Origin of the sequence: Hyphococcus luteus (genome assembly GCF_002943565.1) — a bacterium.
Lineage (GTDB): Bacteria > Pseudomonadota > Alphaproteobacteria > Caulobacterales > Parvularculaceae > Hyphococcus > Hyphococcus luteus.
In genome coordinates this window covers 324,956-347,346 of record NZ_PJCH01000017.1, presented here as the reverse complement: position 1 = coordinate 347,346, position 22,391 = coordinate 324,956, and the positions used below count along the sequence as shown (strand labels likewise).

At 60.2% G+C, this 22,391-nt stretch carries 23 protein-coding genes; 11 read left to right on the top strand and 12 right to left on the bottom strand.

From position 1 onward, the window contains the following. Nucleotides 1–355: 355 nt before the first annotated feature. Nucleotides 356–1,099, top strand: coding sequence for a VPLPA-CTERM sorting domain-containing protein (locus tag CW354_RS22135; protein ID WP_104832273.1), 744 nt, complete (start codon nt 356–358; stop codon nt 1,097–1,099). Nucleotides 1,100–1,354: 255 nt separating this feature from the next. Then, nucleotides 1,355–2,164: a nuclear transport factor 2 family protein gene (locus tag CW354_RS22125; protein WP_104832272.1), complete on the top strand. Its 810-nt coding sequence runs from the start codon at nt 1,355–1,357 to the stop codon at nt 2,162–2,164. 271 nt (nt 2,165–2,435) lie between these two features. On the opposite strand, the gene katG is transcribed toward CW354_RS22125, so the two are convergent. After that, nucleotides 2,436–4,628, bottom strand: coding sequence for a catalase/peroxidase HPI (gene katG, locus CW354_RS22115; RefSeq protein ID WP_207764970.1), 2,193 nt, complete (start codon nt 4,626–4,628; stop codon nt 2,436–2,438). Between the two features lie 352 nt (nt 4,629–4,980). Between katG and CW354_RS22110 the strand changes: the two genes are divergently transcribed. Beyond that, entirely contained in the window at nt 4,981–5,280 is a 300-nt protein-coding gene (locus CW354_RS22110) for an aspartate decarboxylase (RefSeq protein WP_104832270.1), read from the top strand. Nucleotides 5,281–5,296: 16 nt separating this feature from the next. On the opposite strand, the gene CW354_RS22105 is transcribed toward CW354_RS22110, so the two are convergent. From CW354_RS22105 to CW354_RS22095, 3 genes are all read right to left on the bottom strand, one after another. Then, entirely contained in the window at nt 5,297–5,758 is a 462-nt protein-coding gene (locus tag CW354_RS22105; RefSeq protein WP_104832269.1) for a Cif family virulence factor, read from the bottom strand. A gap of 76 nt (nt 5,759–5,834) precedes the next feature. After that, entirely contained in the window at nt 5,835–6,962 is a 1,128-nt protein-coding gene (locus tag CW354_RS22100; RefSeq protein ID WP_104832268.1) for an alpha/beta fold hydrolase, read from the bottom strand. Nucleotides 6,963–6,982: 20 nt separating this feature from the next. Further along, a complete protein-coding gene (locus tag CW354_RS22095) occupies nt 6,983–7,831 on the bottom strand; it encodes a MerR family transcriptional regulator (RefSeq protein ID WP_165793900.1) in 849 nt (282 codons plus the stop codon). Nucleotides 7,832–8,013: 182 nt separating this feature from the next. On the opposite strand from CW354_RS22095, the gene CW354_RS22090 reads away from it, so the two are divergent. The 3 genes from CW354_RS22090 to CW354_RS22080 are packed head-to-tail and all read left to right on the top strand — an operon-like array spanning nt 8,014 to nt 10,442. Continuing rightward, nucleotides 8,014–8,310 carry a hypothetical protein gene (locus tag CW354_RS22090; protein WP_104832266.1) on the top strand — a complete coding sequence of 99 codons (297 nt, stop codon included), beginning with the start codon at nt 8,014–8,016 and terminating at the stop codon, nt 8,308–8,310. 6 nt (nt 8,311–8,316) lie between these two features. Beyond that, on the top strand, nt 8,317–9,696 hold the full coding sequence (locus tag CW354_RS22085) for a hypothetical protein (protein WP_104832265.1): 1,380 nt from the start codon (nt 8,317–8,319) through the stop codon (nt 9,694–9,696). Next, nucleotides 9,693–10,442, top strand: coding sequence for a PepSY domain-containing protein (locus CW354_RS22080; RefSeq protein WP_104832264.1), 750 nt, complete (start codon nt 9,693–9,695; stop codon nt 10,440–10,442). Before CW354_RS22085 ends, CW354_RS22080 begins: the two co-directional genes overlap by 4 nt. 48 nt (nt 10,443–10,490) lie before the next feature. Here CW354_RS22080 and CW354_RS22075 read toward each other — a convergent pair whose 3' ends face one another. The 3 genes from CW354_RS22075 to ald all read right to left on the bottom strand — a co-directional run bounded on the left by CW354_RS22075 (nt 10,491) and on the right by ald (nt 13,103). Beyond that, nucleotides 10,491–11,231 carry an EF-hand domain-containing protein gene (locus CW354_RS22075; RefSeq protein WP_104832263.1) on the bottom strand — a complete coding sequence of 247 codons (741 nt, stop codon included), beginning with the start codon at nt 11,229–11,231 and terminating at the stop codon, nt 10,491–10,493. A 193-nt stretch (nt 11,232–11,424) separates the two neighbouring features. Further along, entirely contained in the window at nt 11,425–11,775 is a 351-nt protein-coding gene (locus CW354_RS22070) for a hypothetical protein (RefSeq protein WP_104832262.1), read from the bottom strand. A 212-nt stretch (nt 11,776–11,987) separates the two neighbouring features. Beyond that, nucleotides 11,988–13,103, bottom strand: a complete 1,116-nt coding sequence (gene ald / locus CW354_RS22065) for an alanine dehydrogenase (protein ID WP_104832414.1) — start codon at nt 13,101–13,103, stop codon at nt 11,988–11,990. 134 nt (nt 13,104–13,237) lie between these two features. Between ald and CW354_RS22060 the strand changes: the two genes are divergently transcribed. From CW354_RS22060 to lipA, 3 genes are all read left to right on the top strand, one after another. Next, entirely contained in the window at nt 13,238–13,690 is a 453-nt protein-coding gene (locus CW354_RS22060; protein WP_104832261.1) for an Lrp/AsnC family transcriptional regulator, read from the top strand. A 180-nt stretch (nt 13,691–13,870) separates the two neighbouring features. Beyond that, nucleotides 13,871–14,596: a hypothetical protein gene (locus CW354_RS22055; protein WP_104832260.1), complete on the top strand. Its 726-nt coding sequence runs from the start codon at nt 13,871–13,873 to the stop codon at nt 14,594–14,596. An 87-nt stretch (nt 14,597–14,683) separates the two neighbouring features. Further along, complete coding sequence (gene lipA, locus CW354_RS22050) at nt 14,684–15,634, top strand: lipoyl synthase (protein WP_104832413.1); 951 nt, start codon at nt 14,684–14,686, stop codon at nt 15,632–15,634. Nucleotides 15,635–15,680: 46 nt separating this feature from the next. Here the strand turns inward: lipA and CW354_RS22045 are convergent, their stop codons facing one another. Together CW354_RS22045 and CW354_RS22040 are read right to left on the bottom strand one after the other, a co-directional pair. After that, complete coding sequence (locus CW354_RS22045; protein WP_104832259.1) at nt 15,681–16,313, bottom strand: hypothetical protein; 633 nt, start codon at nt 16,311–16,313, stop codon at nt 15,681–15,683. A gap of 67 nt (nt 16,314–16,380) precedes the next feature. Further along, nucleotides 16,381–16,605, bottom strand: coding sequence for a hypothetical protein (locus CW354_RS22040; protein ID WP_104832258.1), 225 nt, complete (start codon nt 16,603–16,605; stop codon nt 16,381–16,383). A gap of 192 nt (nt 16,606–16,797) precedes the next feature. Between CW354_RS22040 and CW354_RS22035 the strand changes: the two genes are divergently transcribed. Together CW354_RS22035 and CW354_RS22030 are read left to right on the top strand one after the other, a co-directional pair. Further along, the gene (locus tag CW354_RS22035) at nt 16,798–17,484 is read left to right on the top strand and encodes a glutathione S-transferase N-terminal domain-containing protein (protein WP_165793899.1); all 687 of its coding nucleotides are present in this window, start codon (nt 16,798–16,800) and stop codon (nt 17,482–17,484) included. Beyond that, on the top strand, nt 17,481–17,921 hold the full coding sequence (locus CW354_RS22030; protein WP_207764952.1) for a type II toxin-antitoxin system RatA family toxin: 441 nt from the start codon (nt 17,481–17,483) through the stop codon (nt 17,919–17,921). The genes CW354_RS22035 and CW354_RS22030 overlap by 4 nt, the downstream gene beginning before the upstream one ends. Nucleotides 17,922–17,942: 21 nt before the next feature. On the opposite strand, the gene CW354_RS22025 is transcribed toward CW354_RS22030, so the two are convergent. The 3 genes from CW354_RS22025 to CW354_RS22015 all read right to left on the bottom strand — a co-directional run bounded on the left by CW354_RS22025 (nt 17,943) and on the right by CW354_RS22015 (nt 22,352). Next, a complete protein-coding gene (locus CW354_RS22025; protein WP_104832255.1) occupies nt 17,943–18,845 on the bottom strand; it encodes a hypothetical protein in 903 nt (300 codons plus the stop codon). Between the two features lie 61 nt (nt 18,846–18,906). Continuing rightward, nucleotides 18,907–21,462 carry a TonB-dependent receptor gene (locus CW354_RS22020; protein ID WP_165793898.1) on the bottom strand — a complete coding sequence of 852 codons (2,556 nt, stop codon included), beginning with the start codon at nt 21,460–21,462 and terminating at the stop codon, nt 18,907–18,909. Between the two features lie 386 nt (nt 21,463–21,848). Further along, nucleotides 21,849–22,352 carry a CinA family protein gene (locus CW354_RS22015; RefSeq protein ID WP_243396509.1) on the bottom strand — a complete coding sequence of 168 codons (504 nt, stop codon included), beginning with the start codon at nt 22,350–22,352 and terminating at the stop codon, nt 21,849–21,851. Nucleotides 22,353–22,391: the final 39 nt, after the last annotated feature.

Below are 22,391 nucleotides of genomic sequence, written 5' to 3'. Positions count from 1 at the left end.
CTAGTGAATCATATCATCGCTGCGCTCTCAACCGTCTTCTAACGGCGGTCCGTATGATGAAATATATGAAAAGAACAAGGCAGCTCACAGGGTTATGCCCCATGTCGCGCGTGTCGGATCGAAATCGAACCTATTATAATTCGGCTGTTAAAAAAACCTCGTCAGCATGATCCGTTATTCGTCATCCAAACGCGCCTTCACGCGCCGTTTCAAACACAGGTTGAAAAAGCCTCCCAGCGCGCCTTGAGTTCGGCTGAAATCGCGGTCAAGACCTCGCAGAATCGAGATTTTCAGTATTCCATTAGAATCCTACTGGTGCTAGCAGCTTTCCGGGGGGATCGTTCGGGAGGGGCTCATGTTTTTCCGTATCGCTGCATTCGCAATCGCCGCCTTTTGCGGGCCGGTTTCCGCCGCGTCGATCACCCTTGAAAAGATCTACGACACCACCAAGGCCGAAGGCGAGGGCGATTTTACGGTGTTCGACTTCAACCCGTTCATCGAGGCGCAGCGCGCCAACGGCTATGACGTCGCCTTCACCGGCGGCTGGTTCAACTTCACGGGCAAGTCCAACCCGCACGATTACGGCTTGGACCTTGCCGACAGCTTTGTCACTGACGGCCAGAGCTGTTACCCGACCCTGTTTGGCGAATTCTGTACGGACTACAGGATCAAGGTGAAAATATACCGGGAGGGCGACTATCAGTGGGACCGCGTGAAGGGGACGGTGCACGACATGAGCTTCGAGATCGCGCCCGCTGCCGGGCCTGCGAACGTTCGCTGGCAAAACCGGCCGGGAGACGATGAGTATGACGGCTATCGAGACTGGCTGATTACTTATTACCTTTATGGAATCGCGTCGTTTAACGCCGAGGTGTCGGACGGGCTGTTGGATAAAGTCAATCGCTCTGGCGAGGTCTTCATGATCTGGCAGGTGATGGAAGGGTTTTTCGATCACACCGTCGCCAATTTGACGCTCGATTATGAGCTGTCGCGGATCGACGGCTGGGAGCCTCCTCTGGAAACGCCGCTCCCGGCGGCGGGCTGGCTGTTGCTGAGCGGTCTCGCTGGTATGGGATTTTTGCGCCGGCGGCGCAGGTGAAATTAAAGGGCGGTCGTCGCGAAGCGAATCGCCTGAAAAGAACACCGTTGTTTACGGAGCTGCGCCCCATGACCGCGCCGAATGTCGGATCGAAAGCGAACCCGTCGCAATTCGACTGTTATGACGACCTCGCCGAGGACGCGCCTTGTTTCGTCATCCGCGCCGCTCGCTGTGCAGTTCATCACAGGCGGTGTCAAAGGGCTTCACAGTTCGGGCGGTGCGGCGCTGCAGATAAGTTAAGTAAAGCAAGATGCCATGAATTACGGCGACTACATCGCCTGTTTCAGCGCAGGAGACGATGAGCGCCTCGTAGAGGACTTCTTCTGCGATGATGTCGTCTTCCGGAGTTCAGGTCGCGATTTTCAGGGCAAGGCGGCGCTGAAGGATTTCCTCGACTGGGCCCATGACGGCGTGCGCGAGGTGCCGCGCCCGCAGCTTGTCCTTCAGAACAGGGATCACCTGTTCGCTGAAATCGACATGGACTTTCATGCGGTGAAGGAACGGCCGGATTTTCCGTTCGGCCACCTTCACGCCGGCGATATGATGACGGTGAAGTTCTTTGTGACTTATGAACTTCGCGGCGGACGCGTCGCATCGCTCACCTCTATGGTCTGGCCGCCGGAAAAGGGCGTCAGCCGGGTTCCGCGCCTTGGCGCCATGCCCACCCAAATCGCGGCCTTTCACAGCTATGCGGCGGCGTTCAGCGCCGGTGATACGGAACGGTTCACGAAGTTCTACACTGATGACATTGTGCTGGAGTTGCCGGCAGCGCCGCCTATTAAAGGGCCGGACGCCATTGCGGAGTATTACAGCGCCATGTTTAAGCGCGTGCGCGAGACCATCACCATTCACAGTCTTGATGCGACGGCGGAGAAGGTCACGCTCAACGCGACAGCGCGATTTACGGCTGTCAAAGATGCGCCTGATTTTGTGGTCGCCGCGCTTTCAAAAGGCGAGTTTCTCGAAAGCAATGTCATTGTCGAATATCGCCTCAAGGACGGCCTGATCGACCATATCGACGTGCGGCGAAATGGTGAAAAGCTCACCCACGGCAAGATCGGATGAAGCGCGCTAATCAGGCGAAAAGAGCGATGCGCTGCAAAGGAACTCCCCCAGCATGACCGCTCCCACCGGCTCAAAAGCCAATCCGTCAAAATTCGACCGCCATGACGATCTCGCCGGGGACGACCTTATTTGTCATCCGCGCGGATGATCCGTTGTCGAGCGCGCTGATTGAACTGCACGCCGATACCGACGCGGGGCAGCCGGAAAGGCGGTAATAAAAAGCCCGGAGCTTTGCAGCCCCGGGCGTGTTATTTTTTCGTGTCGTTGCCGCCTACGACTTTTTCAGATCGAAGCGATCCGCCGTCATGACCTTGGTCCAGGCGTCGACGAAGTCGTTGACGAATTTTTCTTCCGCCCCCTCGAAGGCGTAGACCTCGACCACTGCGCGCAGTTCCGCATTGGAGCCGAAGACGAGGTCGTTTTCCGTCGCCGTCCATTTAAGATCGCCGGTCTGGCGGTCCCGGCCTTCGAAGACATATTCCTCGTCCGACGGCGCCCATTTCGTCGACATGTCGAGGAGGTTCACGAAGAAGTCGTTGTTGAGCGTTCCCGGGCTGTCGGTGAAGACGCCGTGATCGGATCCGCCGGCGTTCGCGTCGAGCGCGCGCATGCCGCCGACCAGCACCGTCATTTCAGGCACGGTAAGGTCGAGGAGGCTCGCCCGGTCGACCAGCAATTCCGCTGGCGACTGGTCGTGGCCGCTTCCGAGATAGTTGCGGAAGCCGTCAGCCGTCGGTTCGAGCACGGCGAATGCGGCTGCGTCGGTCTGGTCTTGCGAAGCGTCCATGCGTCCCGGCGTGAAGGGGACGGTCACGTCATGGCCTGCATCCTCCGCCGCTTTCTCGATCGCGGCGGCGCCGCCGAGAACGATGACGTCGGCGAGCGAGACTTTCTTGCCGCCCGTTTGCGCCTCGTTAAAGTCCGTCTGGATTGTCTCCAGGGTTCCGAGGACTTTTGCGAGTTCATCGGGGTCGTTGACCGCCCAGTCCTTTTGCGGCGCAAGACGGATGCGCGCGCCGTTCGCGCCGCCGCGCATGTCGGTGCCGCGGAAGGTCGAGGCGGAGGCCCAGGCGGTGCGGACGAGTTCAGGCACGGTGAGGCCCGAGGCGAGGATGTCGGCTTTCAGCGCCGCAATATCCTGTGCATTGACCAGCGGATGATCGACGGCGGGGATGGGGTCCTGCCAGATCAGTTCTTCATCGGGGATCTCGGAGCCGAGATAGCGCGCGCGGGGGCCCATGTCGCGATGGGTCAGCTTGAACCACGCCTTGGCGAAGGCGAGTTCGAACTCTTCCGGATTTTCGTAGAAGCGTTCCGAGACTTTCCGGAATTCCGGATCCATTTTCAGCGCAAGGTCCGTCGTGAACATGATCGGCGCATGGCGTTTCTCCGGATCATGGGCGTCCGGCGCCAATTGCGCCGCAGCCTCATCCGTCGGAATCCACTGGACGGCGCCCGCCGGGCTGCGGGTCTGCTTCCATTCGAAGTTAAAGAGATTGCCGAAATACTGATGCGTCCATTCGGTGGGGTTCATCGTCCAGGAGCCTTCCAGGCCGCTGGTGATTGTGTCTTCCGCATTGCCTTTGCCGCAATTGTTCTTCCACCCAAGGCCCTGCTCTTCGATTCCCGCAGCGGCGGGTTCGGCTTCAAGGCATTCGGCCGGTTTGTGCGCGCCGTGGGCCTTGCCGAAAGTGTGGCCGCCCGCGATCAGCGCGATCGTTTCCTCATCGGTCATCGCCATACCGCGGAAAGCCTGGCGAATGTCATGGGCCGCGGCGAGCGGATCGGGATTGCCGTTCGGTCCTTCCGGGTTGACGTAGATGAGGCCCATCTGGGTCGCGGCCAGGGGCTGCGCAAGTTCTCGCTCGCTATGGAAGCGTTTGTCGCCGCCAAGCATCTCGGCCTCCGGGCCCCAATTGACCAGTTCCGCTTCCCAGTCGTCCTCGCGGCCGCCGGCGAAGCCGAAGGTTTTAAAGCCCATCGATTCCATCGCGACGTTTCCGGTGAGGACCATGAGGTCGCCCCAGGAAAGGGCGCGGCCATATTTCTGCTTCACCGGCCAGAGCAGCCGGCGCGCCTTGTCGAGGCTGACATTGTCAGGCCAGCTGTTCAGCGGCTCGAAACGCTGCTGGGCGCCGCCTGCGCCGCCGCGGCCGTCATACATGCGATAGGTGCCGGCGGCGTGCCACGCCATGCGGATAAAGAAGGGACCGTAATGGCCGTAATCCGCCGGCCACCAGTCCTGCGACTCCGTCATCACCGCTTCAATGTCTTTTTTCACCTCGGCGAGATCGAGTTTTTCGAACTCAGCCGCGTAATCGAAGTCCGCGCCAATAGGATTGGAGCTGGCGTCGTTCCGCCGAAGCGGGCCGAGGTCGAGAGATTCCGGCCACCAGAACTGGTTCGGCTTGGCTTCGCTTGCCGCCATGCCGGACGCAGATTCAACGGACGCCTCTTGCTGCATTGCGGCATCCTGCGTTTCCGGGGCGGGCTTTTCTGCGGCGTCGCTGGAGGCGTTCTGATTCGAACAAGCAGATGCGAATGCGAGCGTCATCACAGCCGCGGTCGCAAGCAATACTGATTTGGAACTATAATTCATTATAATCTCCCTTTTTCAATCCTGAGCGCGAGGCTTATGCGTGCCACTCGGTCTATGCTCCCTCAAAGATACCGGTGTCCGCGCTCCGTGTACAATTGATTGTGTTGATGCTTCGCATCGGGAGAGTCTATGAATGAGAGGGCAAAACAAACTCTGGGGCGGTTAATGTCGAATCACCTGAAAAGAGGGCCAGTAAACCAGTAAAAAAGGGATTCCCATGACCGCGCCGAATGTCGGATCGAAATCGAACCCGTCGCAATTCGACTGTTATGACGACCTCGCCGAGGACGAGCCTTATTTCGTCATCCGCGCGGACGATCCGCTCTCCGATGCGCTGATCGAGCTTCACGCCTATATCGGCGCGGGCCAGTCCGGTGCGGCGCACAACAAGCTCGCCGAGATCATGGAGCTGACCCGGGACCGGCCGCCGCGCCCGTCGGACTCGCCGAAATATCGCGAGACCTTCGCCATCAGCCAGGCCATGGAGGGCTGGCGGCGCGAGCACAAAAAGCGCTGAGCGCCGCGCTTCGTCTTCACGCAGCTTTGAAAAGATCCGACGGCAGGGCGAGCCCTTCGCGCTCGTCGTCCCAGATCATGTGCATGATCCACCAGCGTTCGCCGTCGTCATAAAGATGGATCATGTTCATGCCGCGCTTTAAAAGGTCCGGCGCTTTCGGGGCCGCCTTCGCTTCGTAAGCGGAGAAGACCGTGGCGATATTGCCGAAGCGCTCGGTCCTGCGCGCGATCTCATATTCATAGAAAGGCGCGTCTTTCAGCATCTCGCTGGCGTTCTTTTTGTACTCGTCAAGGGAAAAGGAGAACGCGACCGGCTTGCCGTCTTCGCCGAGGCGGGTGCGCACCATGCGGGCGTCCGGCGCAAACAGCGCCATGATCGTCTCCCAGTCCCGCTCATACGGCTCGCCGGAGATCGCTGCATACAGTCCCGTGACGACATCGTCGATCGAATGCAGGTCGAGCTTTTGCGGTTCCGTCATTGCGCGCCTCTTTCTCCAAAAGGAAACGTCTAGCACGGCCTTTGGCGTTCTGTCTCTGATGGTTCGTCAGGGCCGGTTATTTCTGGACGTCTTCGAGCCAGTTAAGAATGACATCCGCCGTTTGCGCCCAGACCGGTTCGCCGCCTTCGCGCGGATAAGCCGAGACGATGTCGTCATAACGGTAATTGCTGTGCCCGACGCCTTTTTGCTCAACCAAGGTTCCTGTGCCGGGACGCAGGCGATTAACCATGTCGGTGATGAGCTGATGGCCGTAACGCGCTTCGAACTGGTCATATTCGTTGAAGATTACGAGCACGGGCGCGTCGAGCGCCGCCCAGGCGGCGAGAAAATTGCGTTTGGCCGCCTGCTGGTGCCAGGCGAAAGGCCGGCCGTAATGGTCCGTTTCGCCAAGGCCGAGAATATCAGCGCGCACCGCCGCCATCCGGGCGCTGTCTTTGGCGATCATATCCGGATGCCGGTCCTTGATGAGATATTCATAATGAAAGCGCGCGCGGGCGATCATCTCGTCGTGAATGTCTTCAGGCGCGACGTCGGCCGGCCGGCGCTCGAGATAGTGGCGGTCAAAGGTCAGCATGCGTTCGTAATATGTTTCCGCGCCGCCGCCCTGAACCGCCACGCCAGCGATATTGTAACCTTGGTCCTGTAAGGCCTTTGCAACAAGCGGCGCTGTCGTTGAACCAAGGCTTGAGCCGTATAGATACACCTTGCTCGGATCAAAACGGTCGTCTTCCAGCACCTGTGAAAACGCTTCAATGTAATGGGCGACTTCGGTGTCGTAATCGAGGTCGTCGCAGGCGGGACCGACGCTGTCGCCGTCCGAAGCGCGTTCGACGCGCGCCAAAGCCAGACCGGAATTTTTAGCGAGCGACGCGAGAATATTGTCGCCATTGCGAAACTCGAGAGAGCCGCAAGAGACCCATTGCGTGAAAAGGAGGGGATGCAGCCGTCCCCCGGCGCCGTCAGGCCGCGTAATGATCGTGCGAAGCCTTGCGCCGTCGCTGGTTTCAGCAACGCCATAGTCGGAAGAAAAGCCGTCCATGTTTTCGAGGGGCCGGTCGGTTTTGCGTGCAAGACCGCCAACCATGTCGCCTTCGGCCGCTGAAGCGGGAGCGATTGGCGAGAGGGCCAGCGCGGCGGCGGCGAATTTCAGAAGAAGAGAATGTTTATGGTCGCCAGATGTCATTCGGATCGGTCTCCCTTTCGTCAGTTTTTTATCGTAATCGGAATTTGAAGTTCGGTGAGATATGCTTCCCGCGGGCTGGCCGTCATGCGCGCAGGCAATGAATACCCGTCCTGGTCTGCGCCGAAGCGGTGAAAGATTTCGCGAAATGGTCCTGCGGGTGTCAGGTCAGATTGTTCGATCCATGCAGTCATTTCGTCGTAAAGAGGTTCAGTCTGGTCATACCCGCCTTCATAAACGAGCGAACAGGCGAGGGCGGCCCCCGGGAGGGTTTTGACGCCTTCCAGGGTTCTCGCTTCATCGGTGACCGGGATGCAGACTTCGACGTTTAAATTTCGCTTTTGCGTCGGGGCCGAGCGAAAGATCAGAAGCGGCGAGACTGGCGCGCGAAAAGGCGCGACCATTATTTCCGCATTTTCAAACATCTCCGTGACCGGCGCGCCGAGATGGGCGACTTGCTTTTCATAGGCGTAAACGAGCAGGTCTTCTGTCGGGGCGAGTTTGAAGGACGGCGCCGGCGTATTTTCAGCGCGCTGCGCCGCCTGCATGAGAATGTCGATAAGACGTGTTTTGCGTTCGAGCGCCGCCGCCGCCTCGTGAAGCGCCTGTTTTTTCGTTTCAAGCGAGCATGCAAGATCGTCGGGCGCTTCCTGCGCCAGGATCTGCGTGATTTCTGCAATGGAAAAATCAACGAGGCGTAGATTCGTGATTCGCGCCAGCTGCGCCGCCTGATTCACCGAATAGTAACGATAGCCCGTCTGTGGATCGACATAGGCCGGGCGCAAGAGCCCCTGTTCGTCGTAAAAGCGCAGGGCCTTGACGGTGACGCCGCCGAGCCGTGCGAAATCGCCGATCTGGATCAGAGTGTTCATGGGCGAGAGACTAGGGTCTCCCCCAAGAGGAGAGTCAAACTCGCTCCGCCGCTTGATCCCTTCGTTTCGGCGCGTTGAATCGTCTCTCCGCCCCTGCATTCCGGTCTTGCACGGGCGAGTGCAATCGCTAAGGTCGGCGCGAAGCCAAAACCCCATATTCCGGGGTGTTAGAGGAGAAGATCATGGCGATTGACGGCAAGTGGAACATCACGATCAAGACCCCCATGGGCGACCAGAACGCCACCCTCACCCTGAAACAGGAAGGCGACGCGCTCACCGGCGAGATGGTCGGCGCCGCCGGCGCGACGCCCATTGAAAACGGCAAGGTCGAAGGCGACACCGCCACTTGGGACGCCAAGGTGACGAGCCCGATGCCGATTACGCTCTCCTTCAAGGGCAAGGCCGAAGGCGATACGATTTCCGGCGACGTGCAGCTCGGCTCTTTCGGCAACTCCACTTTCTCCGGCACGGCCGCTTAAAACCCGATGATGCGGCGCGCCGCCATCCTGGCCGCCATCTTTGCGGCGGGGGCCGCGCTTGCGGCTTGCGGCGGCGAGGGCCCCGAGCGGCAAGCGCCTGACGGCGCCGCGTCGCTTGCCGCGGAGCCAAGATACGAAGCCGCGCAGGAAGCGGCGGCGAGCCTCAACGCCATCGGCGAGGAATTCGTCAAGCTCGCCCTCGCGGTTGGCCAGCACGATCCGGCTTTCGTGGACGCCTATCATGGACCCGAAGACTGGGCCGAGGCCGCGAAAGCCGAGCCGCGCTCCCTCGATCAACTGGAGCAGGACGCCAAGGGGCTCTTGATCTCCGTCAGGCGCGCCAATGGCGACGACGCCTCCGTGCGCGGCGCCATGCTGGAAAAGAATATTCGCGCGGCGCTGACCCGCATCCAAATGGCCGGGGGCGAGACCTTCGCCTTCGATGAAGAAACGCGGCTTCTTTACGACGCGGTCGCGCCGCAATACGATCTCGCCGACTTCGATGCGGCGCTCGAAGAGATCGACGCGCTGCTGCCGGGCGAGGGGCCGACGAGCGAGCGCGTCGACGCCTTTCGCCAGTCTCTCGCCATTCCCGAAGGCAAGTTGCGGCCCGTCTTCGAGGCCGCCATCGCCGAGTGCCGCAAGCGCACGCTTGCCCATTACGACCTGCCCGAGGGCGAACGCTTCCGCATGGAGTTCGTCACCGACAAGCCGTGGAGCGGCTACAACTGGTATCAAGGCGATTATGAAAGCCTCATCCAGGTCAATACGGATTTTCCGATCATCATCGACCGCGCCGTCGATCTTGGCTGCCATGAAGGCTATCCGGGCCATCACACTTGGAATGTCTTTCTGGAGCGCGACTTTCTCAAAGGAAAGGGCTGGATTGAATATTCCGTCTACCCCCTGTTTTCGCCCATGTCCGTGACGGCGGAAGGCTCCGGCAATTACGGCATCGAGCTCGCCTTTCCGGGCGCTGAGAAAATCGCCTTTGAGCGCGACGTCCTGTTCCCCATCGCCGGGCTCGATCCTGAAAAGGCCGCGACGCTTGAAAAGCTCAACGATCTGCGCCGGAAATTGAAGCATGCGGACAATTACGTGGCGCGCGAATATCTAGACGGGCGCATCTCCCGCGGCGAGGCGGTCGATCTCATCCGGAAATACAAGCTGGATTCTCGCGAGCGCGCCGAACAGCGCGTGCGCTTTATCGAGACCTATCGCGGTTATGTCCTGAATTACAATCTCGGCCGCGACCTCGTCGCCGCCTATGTGGAGGCGAAGGCGCGCGAAAATGGCGGCGACCGCTGGGCGGCGTTCGAAACGCTTTTGACGACGCCGCTTTCCGCGTCGGACATCGCGGCGGCGGCGGGCGGCGGCGGCGAATGAAATTGAAGACCTGGATTCAGCGCATTCATCTATGGGCCGGGCTGGTGTTCGGCGTCCAGGTTTTGCTCTGGATGGCGTCCGGCGTCGTCATGAGCTGGTTTCCCATCGAGCTCGTGCGCGGCGAAACGAGCGCCTACACCGCGCCGCTTCGCCCGCTTGCGGCGGAAACCTACGCCTCGCCCGGCGGCGTCATTGCGCAAGTCGACGGCGCAACCTCGGTGGAGCTGACGCGGTTTCTGGGCCGTCCGGTCTATGTGACGCGCGGGCCCGGCGAAGCGGCGACGGCGATTTTCGACGCCTCGAGCGGGGACAGGCTGACGCCGCTTTCGGAAAAGGACGCGCGCCGTGTCGCGCGGCGCGATTATGTGGGCGAAGGCGAAATCGACCGCGCCGCGCTGGTTTCCTTTCCGCCGCAGGAATATCGGGGCGAGACGCCGGTCTGGCGGATCGACTTCGACGACAAGCGCCACACAAGGCTTTACATATCGCCGGATACGGGCGAGGTGCGCGCGCGCCGCAACGATATCTGGCGGCTCTATGATTTTTTCTGGATGCTGCACATCATGGATTATGAAGACCGCAAGGACTTCAACAATCCGCTGATCATGACGGCTTCCGCGGCGGGACTTGTCTTCGCGCTTTCTGGGATCGTCATCGTCATTCTGCGTCTCATGCGCGGACGCTACGGCAACGATCTGAAGCTCCTCGCCGGCAGGCGGCCGGGCAAGAAAACCGAGCGGCCGTAAGCCTGAAAAAGGGCTGCAATGGCGCGAAGGCGGGCGGCTCCTTTGGCGTTATCCCGCAAAATCTTCGGGGCCGACCGCGCCGTCCTTGTCCGCGTCATGGGCGGCGATGACGCCATGGGCCATCAAGGCCGCGCCCGCCGCCGGGCTTCGGTCGCCGGCCATGGCTCTTCGCGCCGTGATATAGGCGGCGAGTTCGCCTTCAGCGACTTTGCCGTCTCCGTCCTGGTCCGCCTGAAGGACGGGTTCGTTTAGAACCGTTTCGACGGTGACAATTGAGCTCAGTTCCTCAAGGCTCAACATGCCGTCTTTCGTTTGATCCATGCGGGCGAACAGGCGCTCCCGCGTTTCGTTTGCGGGAATTGCGCCTTTGGTTGTGAGCATGATCATGAGCCCGTTGAAGCTTGCTTCCCCGGTTTTTTCAGGCGAGAGAAACTCCTGCTTTGAAATCGCCTCGTCATGATCGGCGTCGAGCCATTGAAACACCGCCTCTACTCTCGGATCGGCGGCTGCGGAGGTCGTGGCTAGGGCGAAGCCGGCGGCGATGCAGCCTGCCAGCGCCGAAAGTCTCAGCTTGTTTTTGTTGATCAGTCTCAGCATGTCGAACTCCTTGATTGGGATGCTTTGAGGAGCCCGATTGGTTTCTGCGATATAGAGGTCGATGAAACCACGGATGACGGCGCTTGCCGAGCGTTTGCGTTTTTCACAAGACGCCATGAAAGCTTGCTTGGCGTCGGGCGACAAACGGATTTCGATTGTCTCGGTTTTCTTTGGCGGGCGCTGGCGGTTCATCAACAGCCTCTCGCGAAATCGGGCGCAGCAGAGATAAGCCGCGCCGGATTGATCACTGAAGCAGTTTCGATCCGGGACGCAACAGAATTCGTGTCCGGACACGAAAACACAAAGCTAAATTACGCACGAGTGACCATCTTCGATCACGAGGACAGCGCTCGTAAACGATGAAAATAGAGGGGAGGCGCGTCGATTAAAACGCGAAGTAGATCGGCTCGGGACCGACAAGCTGCTTCTTCTTGTCTTTGTCTTCGCTTGCGCCGTCCGCTTCGCTGAGCTTTTCGGCTTCTTTCGGGCAGCCGCCTTTGGGGTGTTCGGCCGCGGCCGTCCTGGTGACTTCGGCTTTTGTCTCGACCGTAATGAAGCGGGCGAGGATCGCGCTGAGCGCCGAGCGGGCCTCTTCCTCAGGCGCCGGCCCTTCCTCCGCCAGCAGGGCGGCGGAATCGAGCTCCGCAGGGAGCGGTTCGGGCGCCGCATGCGCCGCGCCCATGGACATTGCCGAGGCGCTGATGGCGGCGATGCTCGTCAATAAGGATTTGCGCATAAATAGCCCTCTCTCCGCGCGCGACTATGCCCCTGACGCCCCGTTTCCGGCAAGGGAATAAAGCGGCCAGGGAAGGCCGCAAACCTTACTATAAGGTAATATTTCCGAGAGGCTTGGCCTTGTTTTCGAGGATCGCCCAAGACTTGCGCAAGAAAAAGCCCCGCCTGACGCGCACGCCAAACGGGGCTTTTCGGGGAGGAACTGTTGAACGCTCAGGCCTTCAGCGCGTCTTCGGCCGGGACGTAATCGACGCCGAGGGCGTCGGCCACCGCCTTGTAGGTGACATGGCCTTTATGAATGTTGAGGCCGTCCCGGAGATGCGGGTTCTCCTTCAGCGCGGCGAGGCCCTTGTTGGCGAGGGCGAGGCCGAAGGCGAGAGTCGCATTGTTGAGCGCGTGCGAGGAGGTGAGGGGCACCGCGCCCGGCATGTTGGCGACGCAATAATGAATGACCCCGTCCACCACATAAGTCGGATCCGCATGGGTCGTCGCATGGGAGGTTTCGAAACACCCGCCCTGGTCGATGGCGACGTCGACGAGCACGGCGCCTTCCTTCATGCCTTTCAGCATCTCGCGCGTGACGAGTTTCGGCGCCGAGGCGCCGGGAATGAGCACCGCGCCGACGACGACATCCGCGACGTCGGTTTCCTCGTCCAGCGCTTCAAAGGTGGAGTAGCGGGTTTTCGCGCGGCCTTCGAAGGCTTCGTCGAGTTCGGCGAGGCGGCGGTTGGAACGGTCTAGAATGGTGACGTCGGCGCCGAGGCCTACAGCCATGCGCGCCGCATGGGTGCCGACGACGCCGCCGCCGATGACGAGGACTTTCGCCGGCAACACGCCCGGCACGCCGCCCATCAAGAGGCCGCGCCCGCCCTGATGCGCCGTCAGTGCGTAAGCCGCGGCCTGGATCGAAAGCCGGCCAGCGACTTCGCTCATGGGCGCAAGCAGGGGAAGCCCGCCATAAGCATCCGTCACGGTTTCGTAAGCGACGGCGGTGACGCCCGACTGCATCAGCCCGCGCGCCTGATCCGGATCGGGCGCCAGGTGAAGATAGGTGTACAGAATTTGTCCTTCGCGAAGTTGCGCCCATTCTGTCGGCTGGGGCTCTTTCACCTTCACGATCATGTCGGCTTTTTCGAAAACCGTTTTGGCGTCCGGCGCGATTTTCGCGCCCGCGGCGACGTAATCCTCGTCGCTCGCCTTGATGCCGGCCCCGGCGCCGGTTTCCACCAGCACTTCATGGCCGTTTTGCACATATTCGCGCACGCTGCCGGGCACGAGGCCGACGCGGTATTCGTGATTTTTGATTTCCTTGGGAACGCCAACGAGCATGAGACCCTCCTGCGGCTTGTTCGGGCGCATCATATTCGGATTTCAAAGGATTTTCTTGATATTTTCCGGTATTTTAGCAATTATAGAGAATGTTATTTTGAAAATAAGCTAATTTAAGAAACGGGATTCTGAATATGGACCGCTTTGACACGGCCATCCTGAATGTTCTCCAGGAAGACGCCCAGACGCCGTTCACTGAACTCGGCGAAAAGGTGGGCCTGTCGCCCTCGGCCTGCCACAAGCGGGTGAAGGAGATGTGGCGGACCGGGGTCATCACCCAGGAGGTGGTGCTGGTCGACGAGCGCGCGGCGGGGCTCGAAACCTCCGTCTTCGTGCAGGCGACCCTTAAAAACCAGCAACAGGCGACGCTCGCCGCCTTTGAAGAGGCCGCCGCGCGGCGCCGGGAAATCATGGAATGTTATCTGATGGCCGGGCTTTCCGATTATCTGTTGCGCATCCTTTGTCGCGACGGCGCCGATTACGAACGCATTCACACGCAAATCCTGACACGCCTGCCGGGCGTCGACCGGGTCATCACGAACTTCGCGATCCGCAAAGTCATCAGGCGCACGGCCGTCCCGTTATGAGGCGAAATATTAAGGCGAAACGGCGCCAGATTGTGGCGACAATGGGGCGGCGTTAAGCCTCATAAGCCTTGCTGCGCGCACCTTACGAGAAAGTTATTCAATTTGCCGTTAAGCCTTTAAGCCGGCGGCAAATCTTCTGCGCCAGGCTTTCCTCGAAACGGTTTTGGAAAAGAGGATGCCATGCTCACGACTGCGCGTGTTGAAATTCCGGCCCCGGTTGTCGCGCGCCTGAAACATGCCGCGGACTATTCGGACAATGTCAATGATTACGCCCGCGAGGACCTGATCGGGTTCAAGCGGCCGCTGGCGGCGACATTTGCGCTGCTTTTGCCTTTGACGCTCGCTTTTGCTTATTACGCCGGCGGGCCGATGATGGTGCTCCAGCTTGGCCTTTCGATCATTTTAATGGTCGCTTTCGGCATTTACGTCATCGGCCGTCAGGAATGGCCGAATATCGTCGCGAAGTTCCAGGACTGCGTGATGACCAAACGCAAGGCGATCGCCGACTTGAGATGCGGCTTCGGAGAATCGTCTTTTCTCAGCAATGGCCGCGCGCCGCAATTTTTCGAACATGCGAACGGCGTTCTGGCGCTCGCCGATGCGGGCGATTTAAAAACGCTGTTCTTCGACATCTCCAAGGACGGGTCCGACCCGCGCTGGGCGCTTTATCAGAGCGGCGAAATCCGCCGCCGGGTCTGGCGCTGGCTGCGCCTGCCGGTCTCGCGCGAAGTGGTGAAATTCTCCACCGAAGGCGCCCGGCTCGCCCGCGTCGAAAAGGCGCCGATGATCCCCTCCATCGAAGCCTGGGAAGCCATTAACGTCTCGCTGGGCGAGCCCATGGACGGCGCGATCATCCACCGCCCGTTCGACGAAGTGATCGACGACGTGAACCGCCTTATGTTCTAACCCCTTGAGCTTTCATGCCTTTGGCGGTTCACGGATAGAGAGCGGCGCCCCCTTACAATATCGGGGCGCCGCTGCTACATGGGCGTTATGGCCACCCTTATAGACAGTTTAAGCGACAAGCCGCGCCACCCTGAAAAGCAGAAGCGCGCGGACAGCCCCGTCCTGCGCAAGCCCGAATGGATTCGCGTCAAGGCGCCGGTTTCCAAAGGCTACGCCGAAACCCGCAAGATCGTTCATTCGAAAAACCTCCACACCGTGTGCGAGGAAGCGGCCTGTCCGAATATCGGCGAGTGTTGGGATAAAAAACACGCGACCATGATGATCATGGGCGACACCTGCACGCGGGCCTGCGCCTTTTGCAACATCAAGACCGGCCTGCCGGCGGCGCTTAATGTGGACGAGCCGGAAAACGTCGCCAAGGCGGTGGCGGAGATGGGGCTCAATCATGTGGTCATCACCTCGGTCGACCGCGACGATCTCGAGGATGGCGGCGCCGAGCATTTCGCCAAGGTGGTGCGTGCGATCCGCGCCGCGGCGCCGGGCACGACGATTGAAATTCTGACGCCGGACTTTTTGCGTAAAACGGGCGCCGCGGAAATCGTCATCGATTCTAAGCCTGACGTCTTCAACCACAATCTCGAAACCGTGCCGCGCCTTTATCTCTCGATCCGCCCCGGCGCGCGCTATTATCATTCCATGCGCCTGCTTGAAAAAGTGAAGGAGCGCGATCCGCAGATGTTTACGAAGTCCGGCATTATGGTCGGGCTCGGCGAAAGCCGCGAAGAAGTGATGCAGGTGATGGACGACATGCGTTCGGCCGGCGTCGATTTCATCACCATCGGCCAGTACCTCCAGCCGACGAGGAAGCACGCGCCCATCGACCGCTTCGTGACCCCGGACGAATTCAAGTCCTATGAAATCACGGCGCGCGCCAAGGGCTTTTTGATGGTCTCGTCCTCGCCGCTGACCCGGTCTTCGCATCATGCGGGCGAGGACTTTGCGAAACTGCAGGCCGCGCGCGCCGCGAAAACGCGCTAGAGCGGAAGCGAACCGGAAAGCCGGTTTTGCTTTTCCCGATCGCGCTCTAACACTGCCGGCAGGGCTTTCGGCAGCGCCGGTCGAGCAGGCCGCGCGCATTGCCGCAGAGCATCAGAATGTCCTGATCCACTTTTTTGTCGCCGGTTTTCGACTCGTTCGACTGTGTTTGCGTCTGCGTCGTATCCTGCTCGATATTGTTGTTGATCGTCACCGGCGGCCGTTTTTTGCCGTGGCGGGACTTTTTCTTCCGGTTTTCGATCCGGCGCAGGGTTTCGGCGAGATCTGAAAAGCGCCGCTCGGCGTCCTTGCGGTCGCTCGCGGCCATATAGCACTTGCCTTCGTCGTAGCGCTGGACTTCCAGGCAATGCATGTGCGTCTTGCAGCGCTGCACGACATTATTATAGGCGGCGTTGATTTCAGCGCGAAACGCATCGAGCGGCGCTTTCGTGGCGTCCGGCTCGCCCTTGGCGGCGATGCGCGTTTCGACGGCGGCGAGATAATTCTGTTTGTCGCCTTCATATTGCGCTTCGCACGTTTCTTCGGCGACCTGAACCCGCTGATCGAATTCCGCCGAAGGAACGATTGTCCTGTTCGTCACCGTGATGTCGTCAACGGCGACTTGGTGGGTGCAGGCGGCGGCGAGAGCGGACGCGGTGAGCGCAAGGATGATTTTCTGCATGGATGGATACCCCCCGTATTTGCGGCCGTTTGCGCACGGCCTCATGAATGGCGCGGTGAAGCGGCGCTCAAAGGTCCAGATCGAAATCGAAGTCGTACCCGCCGATGCAGCAGGGCGCGGCGAAATAGCCGGCGCGCCAGCCGGCGCAATATCCGGCCCCGATCAAGATCACGGCGACGATGACGCCCGCCGCCGCCATCGCGAGGGGATGCGACTTTTTCGGCGGCGGCGCAGGCTTTTCGATATGAAAAAAAGCAATATCCTGACAGCTTTTTTTAATAGTTGAAAACATTATTCCCCTCCACGCATAGTAAAGAACAAATAAACAACATCTTCTTATTACAATCTATAATTGTGGCTTGTCGAGTCTTTTCGAGGAAAGGTTGTGTCCTAAAGTATCGGCGCCGCCATCCGCCGGGGCGCTTGCCCGCCGGGGCGGGGCGGGGCTATGACACCGCCGACTTCACCGGACGGAAACAGGCCTATGTCCTTGAAATTATACGATCTGGCGCTCGCCGACCGGGATATCCGGCCGAGCCCGTTTTGCTGGATCGCGAAATTCGCGCTCCTGCATAAAGGGCTCGATTTCGAGACCGTCCCCGTGGGGTTTTCCAACAAGCAGGATTATCCCGACCCCGAATATGGCCGGGTGCCGGTGCTGGTGGACGGCGACGAGATGGTGAAGGACAGCGCGGCCATCGCCGCCTGGCTCGACAAGACCTATCCCGAGAAGCCGCTCACCGCGACGCCGGGCGAGGCGGCTGCGGCGGAGTTTTACAAGGCCTGGCTGTTTGCGGCGTTTTTTCCGGCGGTGATGCCCATGCTGGTGACGCGGATCCACGCCCTCGCCAAGAAAGAGGACAAGCCCTATTTCCGGCAGTCGCGCGAAGAGCGTTTCGGCAAAACGCTTGAGGATCTCGCCGCGGCCAAAGGCCAAAAGGAGAAACTCGAAAAAGCGGTCGAGCTGTTGTCGGCGCCGTTGTCGCGCTTTTCATATCTCGGCGGCGACGCGCCCAATCTTTCCGATTATCTCGTCATGGGCGCCTTCATGTGGCCGCGGCTTTCCACGGCTAAAGACATTTACACGGCGCCCGAGCCTGTCGCCGCATGGACCGAACGCATGCTCGACCTTTATGACGGCTATGCGCGAAAGGCGAAGCGCCCCTCGTGACCGCCCGGCATACGCAGACAGACGTTCCGTACACAGCCGACCAGATGTTCGATCTGGTCGCCGATGTGGAGCGCTATCCGGAATTCCTGCCCTGGTGCGTCGCCTTGCGCATTATCGAGCGCGACGACGCGGCGGGAACGCTCACCGCCGACATGGTCGTCGCTTACAAGGTCTTTCGTGAACGTTTCCGCAGCAAAGTGATGCTTAACCGCGCCGAAAAGCATATTGAAGCTTTTTACATCGACGGGCCGTTCCGTAATCTCGAAAACCGCTGGCGCTTCACGGATAAGCCTGAAGGCGGCTCGGTGATCGATTTCGAAATCTCTTTTGAGTTCAAGAACTTTCTTTTACAGGCGACGGCGCAGGCGGTCTTCGACAAGGCCTTCGCGCGCATGTCGGAAGCGTTCGTGAAGCGGGCGGATGAGGTATACGGCTAACACCCCCGCACTGTTTCCCGGCTATTTCATATCCGGCAGGCGGAAGGAGACGACCTTGCCGCGCGGGCGGCTGATCGCCCAGACGCGATCCGGCTCTTTCGGATCGAAGTCAAAGGCCTGACCTTCGGCGGGAACCGCGATGGTCGCCGCATGGACCAGGGTTGGCCCCATCTCAGGGAAATCGAGGACATACATTTCCGGGAGGTCGTGGCCCATGACGTAAAGCTTGCCGTCCGGTCCGATGGAGCCGCCCGACGCGGCCTGCGGCGCCATTTTCTCTAAAATGCCGGCGGGCAGGGCGTAGCCGCCGGTCTTGCGCCAGTCTTTGTCGAAGGTCACGACCGTTGCATAGGTGTGGTCTTTATAGGGAAGACCTGTTTCGTCGTCATATTGCGCAAAGCCGGCGATCCAGCCGTCCTTGTAATGGTCGAACCAGACGAGGGAGCCCTCGTCCAGGACGCCGAGGCTCTTCGAGTCCGCATGGGTCATGGTCTTCGTATCGAAGATCTCGATGGAGCTCGCCATGGGCAGGTGCGGATGGTTTGAATTGGCGCAGTAAAGCCGGCCCGCTTCTTCGTAACAGCTGTTGAGATGGCCGATCAGGCCGCCGCGCTTGCCGATCCAGCGTTTTACGAGCGCGCCGGTTTTGCGGTCGTATTTGCCGATGACGTAATTGGCGACGGCGTAGAAATATTTTCCGTCGGCGGCGACGCCTTGCGTCGCGTCCGGGGCGTCCCAGGCGCCGAGTTCCTCCGCCGTTCCCGTTTTCACTTCGGGGGGAACATAATCCTCGATGCCCATGGCGGCCCAGGCGGCTCGGCGCGCGTCGCGTTTCGCCTCGATATTATCGGGCTCTTCGGCTTGCGCGAGGGAGGCGGCGCAGAGGCCGAGAGCGGAAAGAAAAGCGGCGGCGGTCTTGATCATGACGGGTCCTTGGGAAAAAGCGGGCGCTCTACAATATTTAGAGCGCCCGTTTCGGGTTTGGCTAGAAGGAGGCGTTGACGCCGAGCCAGAAAGTGCGGCCGAAACGCGCGTCTTCCTGCAGGAATTTCTTGTTCGGCCCAGTCAGCTCCGTACGGCCTTCATCGGTGACGTTGACCGCTTCGGCGACCAGCGAAAGATTTTCGCTGACATTCACGCGGGCCTGCAGGTCGAGCTGGCCGCGTTCTTCCCAGTATTCATCCTTGTTCGGATCGCCGGCGTTGAGCGAGTCAAGGAACTTGCCGGTGAAGTTGTAAGACCCGCGAAGTTCGAAATATTCGTTCTGATAGAACGCGGTCAGGTTATAGGTGAGGTCCGGCTGCTGATAGAGTGTTGTCGTGCGGCTCGTCCCGTCGCCCAGCGGCACGACAAAGTCAGTGTCGAGCCAGGTGACGTTGGCGCCGACGCCGAGGCCGTTCCAGGGCGCGGGCAGGAAGGACAGCACCTGCTGATACTGGGCCTCAAGGCCCCAGATTTCCGCATTCGCCGCGTTTTCCGGCTGGTTCACCGTGTCGAAGGTGTCGCCGTTGATGACGATGCCGGCGCCGGTGGTGGTCAGGTTGAAGATTTCGTCTTTGATGTCCTTGTAGAAGCCGCCGACCGCGAAAATGCCGTCGGGAATGTACCATTCGAGCGAGACGTCCAGGTTGGTGGATTTGCGCGGCTCGAGATCGGGGTTGGAGCGCGTGACGCTGTTTTCCGTCACATTGATGGAAAGGCCCCGGGTCAGGCTGGTGATGTCCGGGCGGCCGATGGTGCGCGAAGCGGCGATGCGGAACACGACGTCATCAGCGAGTTCGAAGCGGGCGATGGCGCTTGGCAACCAGTTTGTGTACTCGCCGGAAACTTGCTCCGCATCCGCCGGGCCGCCGTCCCAGGAGGTGTGTTCGACGCGCAGGCCGCCGACGATGGAGCCGACGCCGAAATCCAGATCGCCTTGAATGTAGCCGGCGATGACTTCTTCAGAAGCGGTCGAGCCCGAGATGTAAGGCGCGCCGGCGCTGAACGCGTTCTCAGCGAAATAGGCGTTCGCCGCGTCAGAGTCGATGCGGAACGGGAAGTGGTAATTGCCCTGATAATCGACATCGCCGAGCTTTGTATCAAGGACCTGGGCGAGCGTGTAAGGCGCGTCCGCAGAATAGCTTACATAGGTAAGCCCTTCTTCTTTGGTGCGGTCGCGATAGACGCCGCCGGCTTTCACGGTGAAGCTTTCGAAGGCGAATTCGCCGTTCAGCGCCGCTTCGTAAATCTCGTCATCAGCGAAACGGTCAAGACCGCCGCGGCCGCTATGGGCGTAGTTGGACGGATCGAAGAACGCTTCCGGGTCGAGTGGCGAGAAACGGTTGAAGAAATCGACTGTGTCATAGCGCGCGCCGTAAGTCGTGTCGGTGCGGAAGCTTTCCGTCGATTCCGGATTGTGCAGTTTCGCGCCGGAATAGGTGAAGCGCGTGTCGAAAGTGGCGATATCGCTTGGGCGCCAGATCGCGTCGGCTTGAGCGTTGTAGATCTTACGGTCGAGGATGAAGCGGCCGATGCCGACGATGCCATAGCCGGTCTGGGTGACGCCGGAGGTTGGCGTCTGGCCGGTGATCGTCGCAGGCTCCGACGCGCTGCCGCTCGTGCCGAGCTCGTAAGTGAATTCGTCACGGCGCTCGTCATCGTTGAACTGGGTGTAAAGGCCCGAAAGCGCCAGTTCGAACTGTTCGGAGGGCCGCCACTCGACTTTGCCCGAGCCGCCAATGCGCTGGCGGGTGTTGTTATAGAAGAAGAGGCGGTTGTTGGTTGGCACGATGATGCCGTTGCCATTGCCGAGCCCGACATTGTTTCCGGCGTCGTCGAATTCGGTGTAGTCGGCGTCGTCCACTTCGATCTGCGGAATCTCAAAGTTACGCACGGAATAGTCGAAGCCGATGACGACGCCGAATTGATCGTCCGGGCCGAAGCGCGTGCCGGTCGCGAAATTGGCGCGCCAGGGCTGGACCCGGTCGCCGTCGCTCAGCGTGCCGCCGTCGCCGGATTGTTCATGGAAACCGATAAAGCCCGAGCCGTAAAAGAACGGATCTTCCTGATCGAAGGCGCTGCGCGTGACGACGTTGATGGCGCCGCCGATGGCGTTGGCGTTGAGTTCCGGCGTCGCCGATTTCACGACTTCAAGCCGCGACAAAAGCGAGGCGGGAATGACGTCAAGCGGCACGGCGCGGCCTGACCCGCCGCGTTCCGGCGAGGAGACGATGCCGCCGTCGATGGTCGTGCGGTTATAGGTCGGGTTGAGGCCGCGGATAATGGGAAAGCGGGCTTCGGCCTGGTCGTTCTGGACCGCAACGCCGGTAATGCGGCGGATGACGGAAGCGGTGTTGAGATCGGGCAGGCGTCCGATATCGTCCTGCACGGTGGCGTCCATGATGTTGGTCGCCGCGCGCTTGGCGTCGACGGAACGCTGCATCGAAAGCGCCTGACCGTAAACGACGATTTCGTCGGCCTCGTCCTCATCGTCTGCGTTTTGCGCATAAACCGGCGCGCTGATGCAGGCGGCGAGCGCAGCCGTGCAACAGGTGCGCATAAAACGGGCGCTGAATTTTGGACGAGCGAAATTGACGCGTAAACGCGTTTGATCAGACATTGCCTTATACCCCTCAACAGGAATCAACTTCGTTGCGCAGCGCAACAGGGCGGGATCAAGCACAAATATGCGTCAGTTTGATGTCTGTTTTTTCTCGTTGATGTTACAGCTTTAGAATTTATATTTTCGCGCAATAGATAATAAAATCAGTAGACAGAATAAATTGGTTTAACGCTTTCGGCGGTAATCTTTTGTTTGCTTTCGCAAAAGCCAGAATGCGGGGGCGGTGATGCGAGCGCGCCCCGCTATGATGCAAAGCGCGTATTTGAAAATCGGCGCATGGTAAAAATAACGAGAGCGGTGCGCACGGATTGCGTAAAAAGGGGTTACGCCTGGCCGCCGAGCGCCGTCAGCATGAGATGCAGCGCGGTTTCGGTCGCCTTGGTGCGCACGAAATCGCGCCCGCCCTCGGCGAAGACGCGGCGTTCGACGCGCGCCGGCGCGCCTTTGACCGCAAGGCCGAACCAGACGAGCCCCACGGGCTTTCGCGCTGTGCCGCCGTCGGGGCCGGCGATGCCAGTGACCGAGACGGCGATATCGGCGCGGGAGTGAAGGAGTGCGCCTTTCGCCATCGCCCGCGCGACGGCGGCGCTGACGGCGCCGTGCCGTGCGATCAGCGCCATAGGCACGCCGAGCATTTCGTTTTTGGCTTCGTTGGAATAGGTGACGAAACCGCGTTCGACCACCGCGGAGGAGCCCGGCACGTCGGTGAGCGCCCCGGCGATGAGCCCGCCGGTGCAGGACTCCGCCGTCGCGACCATCATGCCTTCCGCGCCGGCCTTGTCGATGATGGCCTCGGCGAGGGACCAGATGCGATGGGTTTGGGTCACAGATGTTCGTCCTTTAAGCGACTGCAAGCCATGTCTCGC

What these genes read in the sequence shown, in the direction of transcription:
- CW354_RS22135 (WP_104832273.1), top strand. Translation starts at nt 356, where the DNA reads ATGTTTTTCCGTATCGCTGCATTCGCAATCGCCGCCTTTTGCGGGCCG.
- CW354_RS22125 (WP_104832272.1), top strand. Translation starts at nt 1,355, where the DNA reads ATGAATTACGGCGACTACATCGCCTGTTTCAGCGCAGGAGACGATGAG.
- katG (WP_207764970.1), bottom strand. Translation starts at nt 4,628, where the DNA reads ATGCAGCAAGAGGCGTCCGTTGAATCTGCGTCCGGCATGGCGGCAAGC.
- CW354_RS22110 (WP_104832270.1), top strand. Translation starts at nt 4,981, where the DNA reads ATGACCGCGCCGAATGTCGGATCGAAATCGAACCCGTCGCAATTCGAC.
- CW354_RS22105 (WP_104832269.1), bottom strand. Translation starts at nt 5,758, where the DNA reads ATGACGGAACCGCAAAAGCTCGACCTGCATTCGATCGACGATGTCGTC.
- CW354_RS22100 (WP_104832268.1), bottom strand. Translation starts at nt 6,962, where the DNA reads ATGACATCTGGCGACCATAAACATTCTCTTCTTCTGAAATTCGCCGCC.
- CW354_RS22095 (WP_165793900.1), bottom strand. Translation starts at nt 7,831, where the DNA reads ATGAACACTCTGATCCAGATCGGCGATTTCGCACGGCTCGGCGGCGTC.
- CW354_RS22090 (WP_104832266.1), top strand. Translation starts at nt 8,014, where the DNA reads ATGGCGATTGACGGCAAGTGGAACATCACGATCAAGACCCCCATGGGC.
- CW354_RS22085 (WP_104832265.1), top strand. Translation starts at nt 8,317, where the DNA reads ATGATGCGGCGCGCCGCCATCCTGGCCGCCATCTTTGCGGCGGGGGCC.
- CW354_RS22080 (WP_104832264.1), top strand. Translation starts at nt 9,693, where the DNA reads ATGAAATTGAAGACCTGGATTCAGCGCATTCATCTATGGGCCGGGCTG.
- CW354_RS22075 (WP_104832263.1), bottom strand. Translation starts at nt 11,231, where the DNA reads ATGAACCGCCAGCGCCCGCCAAAGAAAACCGAGACAATCGAAATCCGT.
- CW354_RS22070 (WP_104832262.1), bottom strand. Translation starts at nt 11,775, where the DNA reads ATGCGCAAATCCTTATTGACGAGCATCGCCGCCATCAGCGCCTCGGCA.
- ald (WP_104832414.1), bottom strand. Translation starts at nt 13,103, where the DNA reads ATGCTCGTTGGCGTTCCCAAGGAAATCAAAAATCACGAATACCGCGTC.
- CW354_RS22060 (WP_104832261.1), top strand. Translation starts at nt 13,238, where the DNA reads ATGGACCGCTTTGACACGGCCATCCTGAATGTTCTCCAGGAAGACGCC.
- CW354_RS22055 (WP_104832260.1), top strand. Translation starts at nt 13,871, where the DNA reads ATGCTCACGACTGCGCGTGTTGAAATTCCGGCCCCGGTTGTCGCGCGC.
- lipA (WP_104832413.1), top strand. Translation starts at nt 14,684, where the DNA reads ATGGCCACCCTTATAGACAGTTTAAGCGACAAGCCGCGCCACCCTGAA.
- CW354_RS22045 (WP_104832259.1), bottom strand. Translation starts at nt 16,313, where the DNA reads ATGCAGAAAATCATCCTTGCGCTCACCGCGTCCGCTCTCGCCGCCGCC.
- CW354_RS22040 (WP_104832258.1), bottom strand. Translation starts at nt 16,605, where the DNA reads ATGTTTTCAACTATTAAAAAAAGCTGTCAGGATATTGCTTTTTTTCAT.
- CW354_RS22035 (WP_165793899.1), top strand. Translation starts at nt 16,798, where the DNA reads ATGTCCTTGAAATTATACGATCTGGCGCTCGCCGACCGGGATATCCGG.
- CW354_RS22025 (WP_104832255.1), bottom strand. Translation starts at nt 18,845, where the DNA reads ATGATCAAGACCGCCGCCGCTTTTCTTTCCGCTCTCGGCCTCTGCGCC.
- CW354_RS22020 (WP_165793898.1), bottom strand. Translation starts at nt 21,462, where the DNA reads ATGCGCACCTGTTGCACGGCTGCGCTCGCCGCCTGCATCAGCGCGCCG.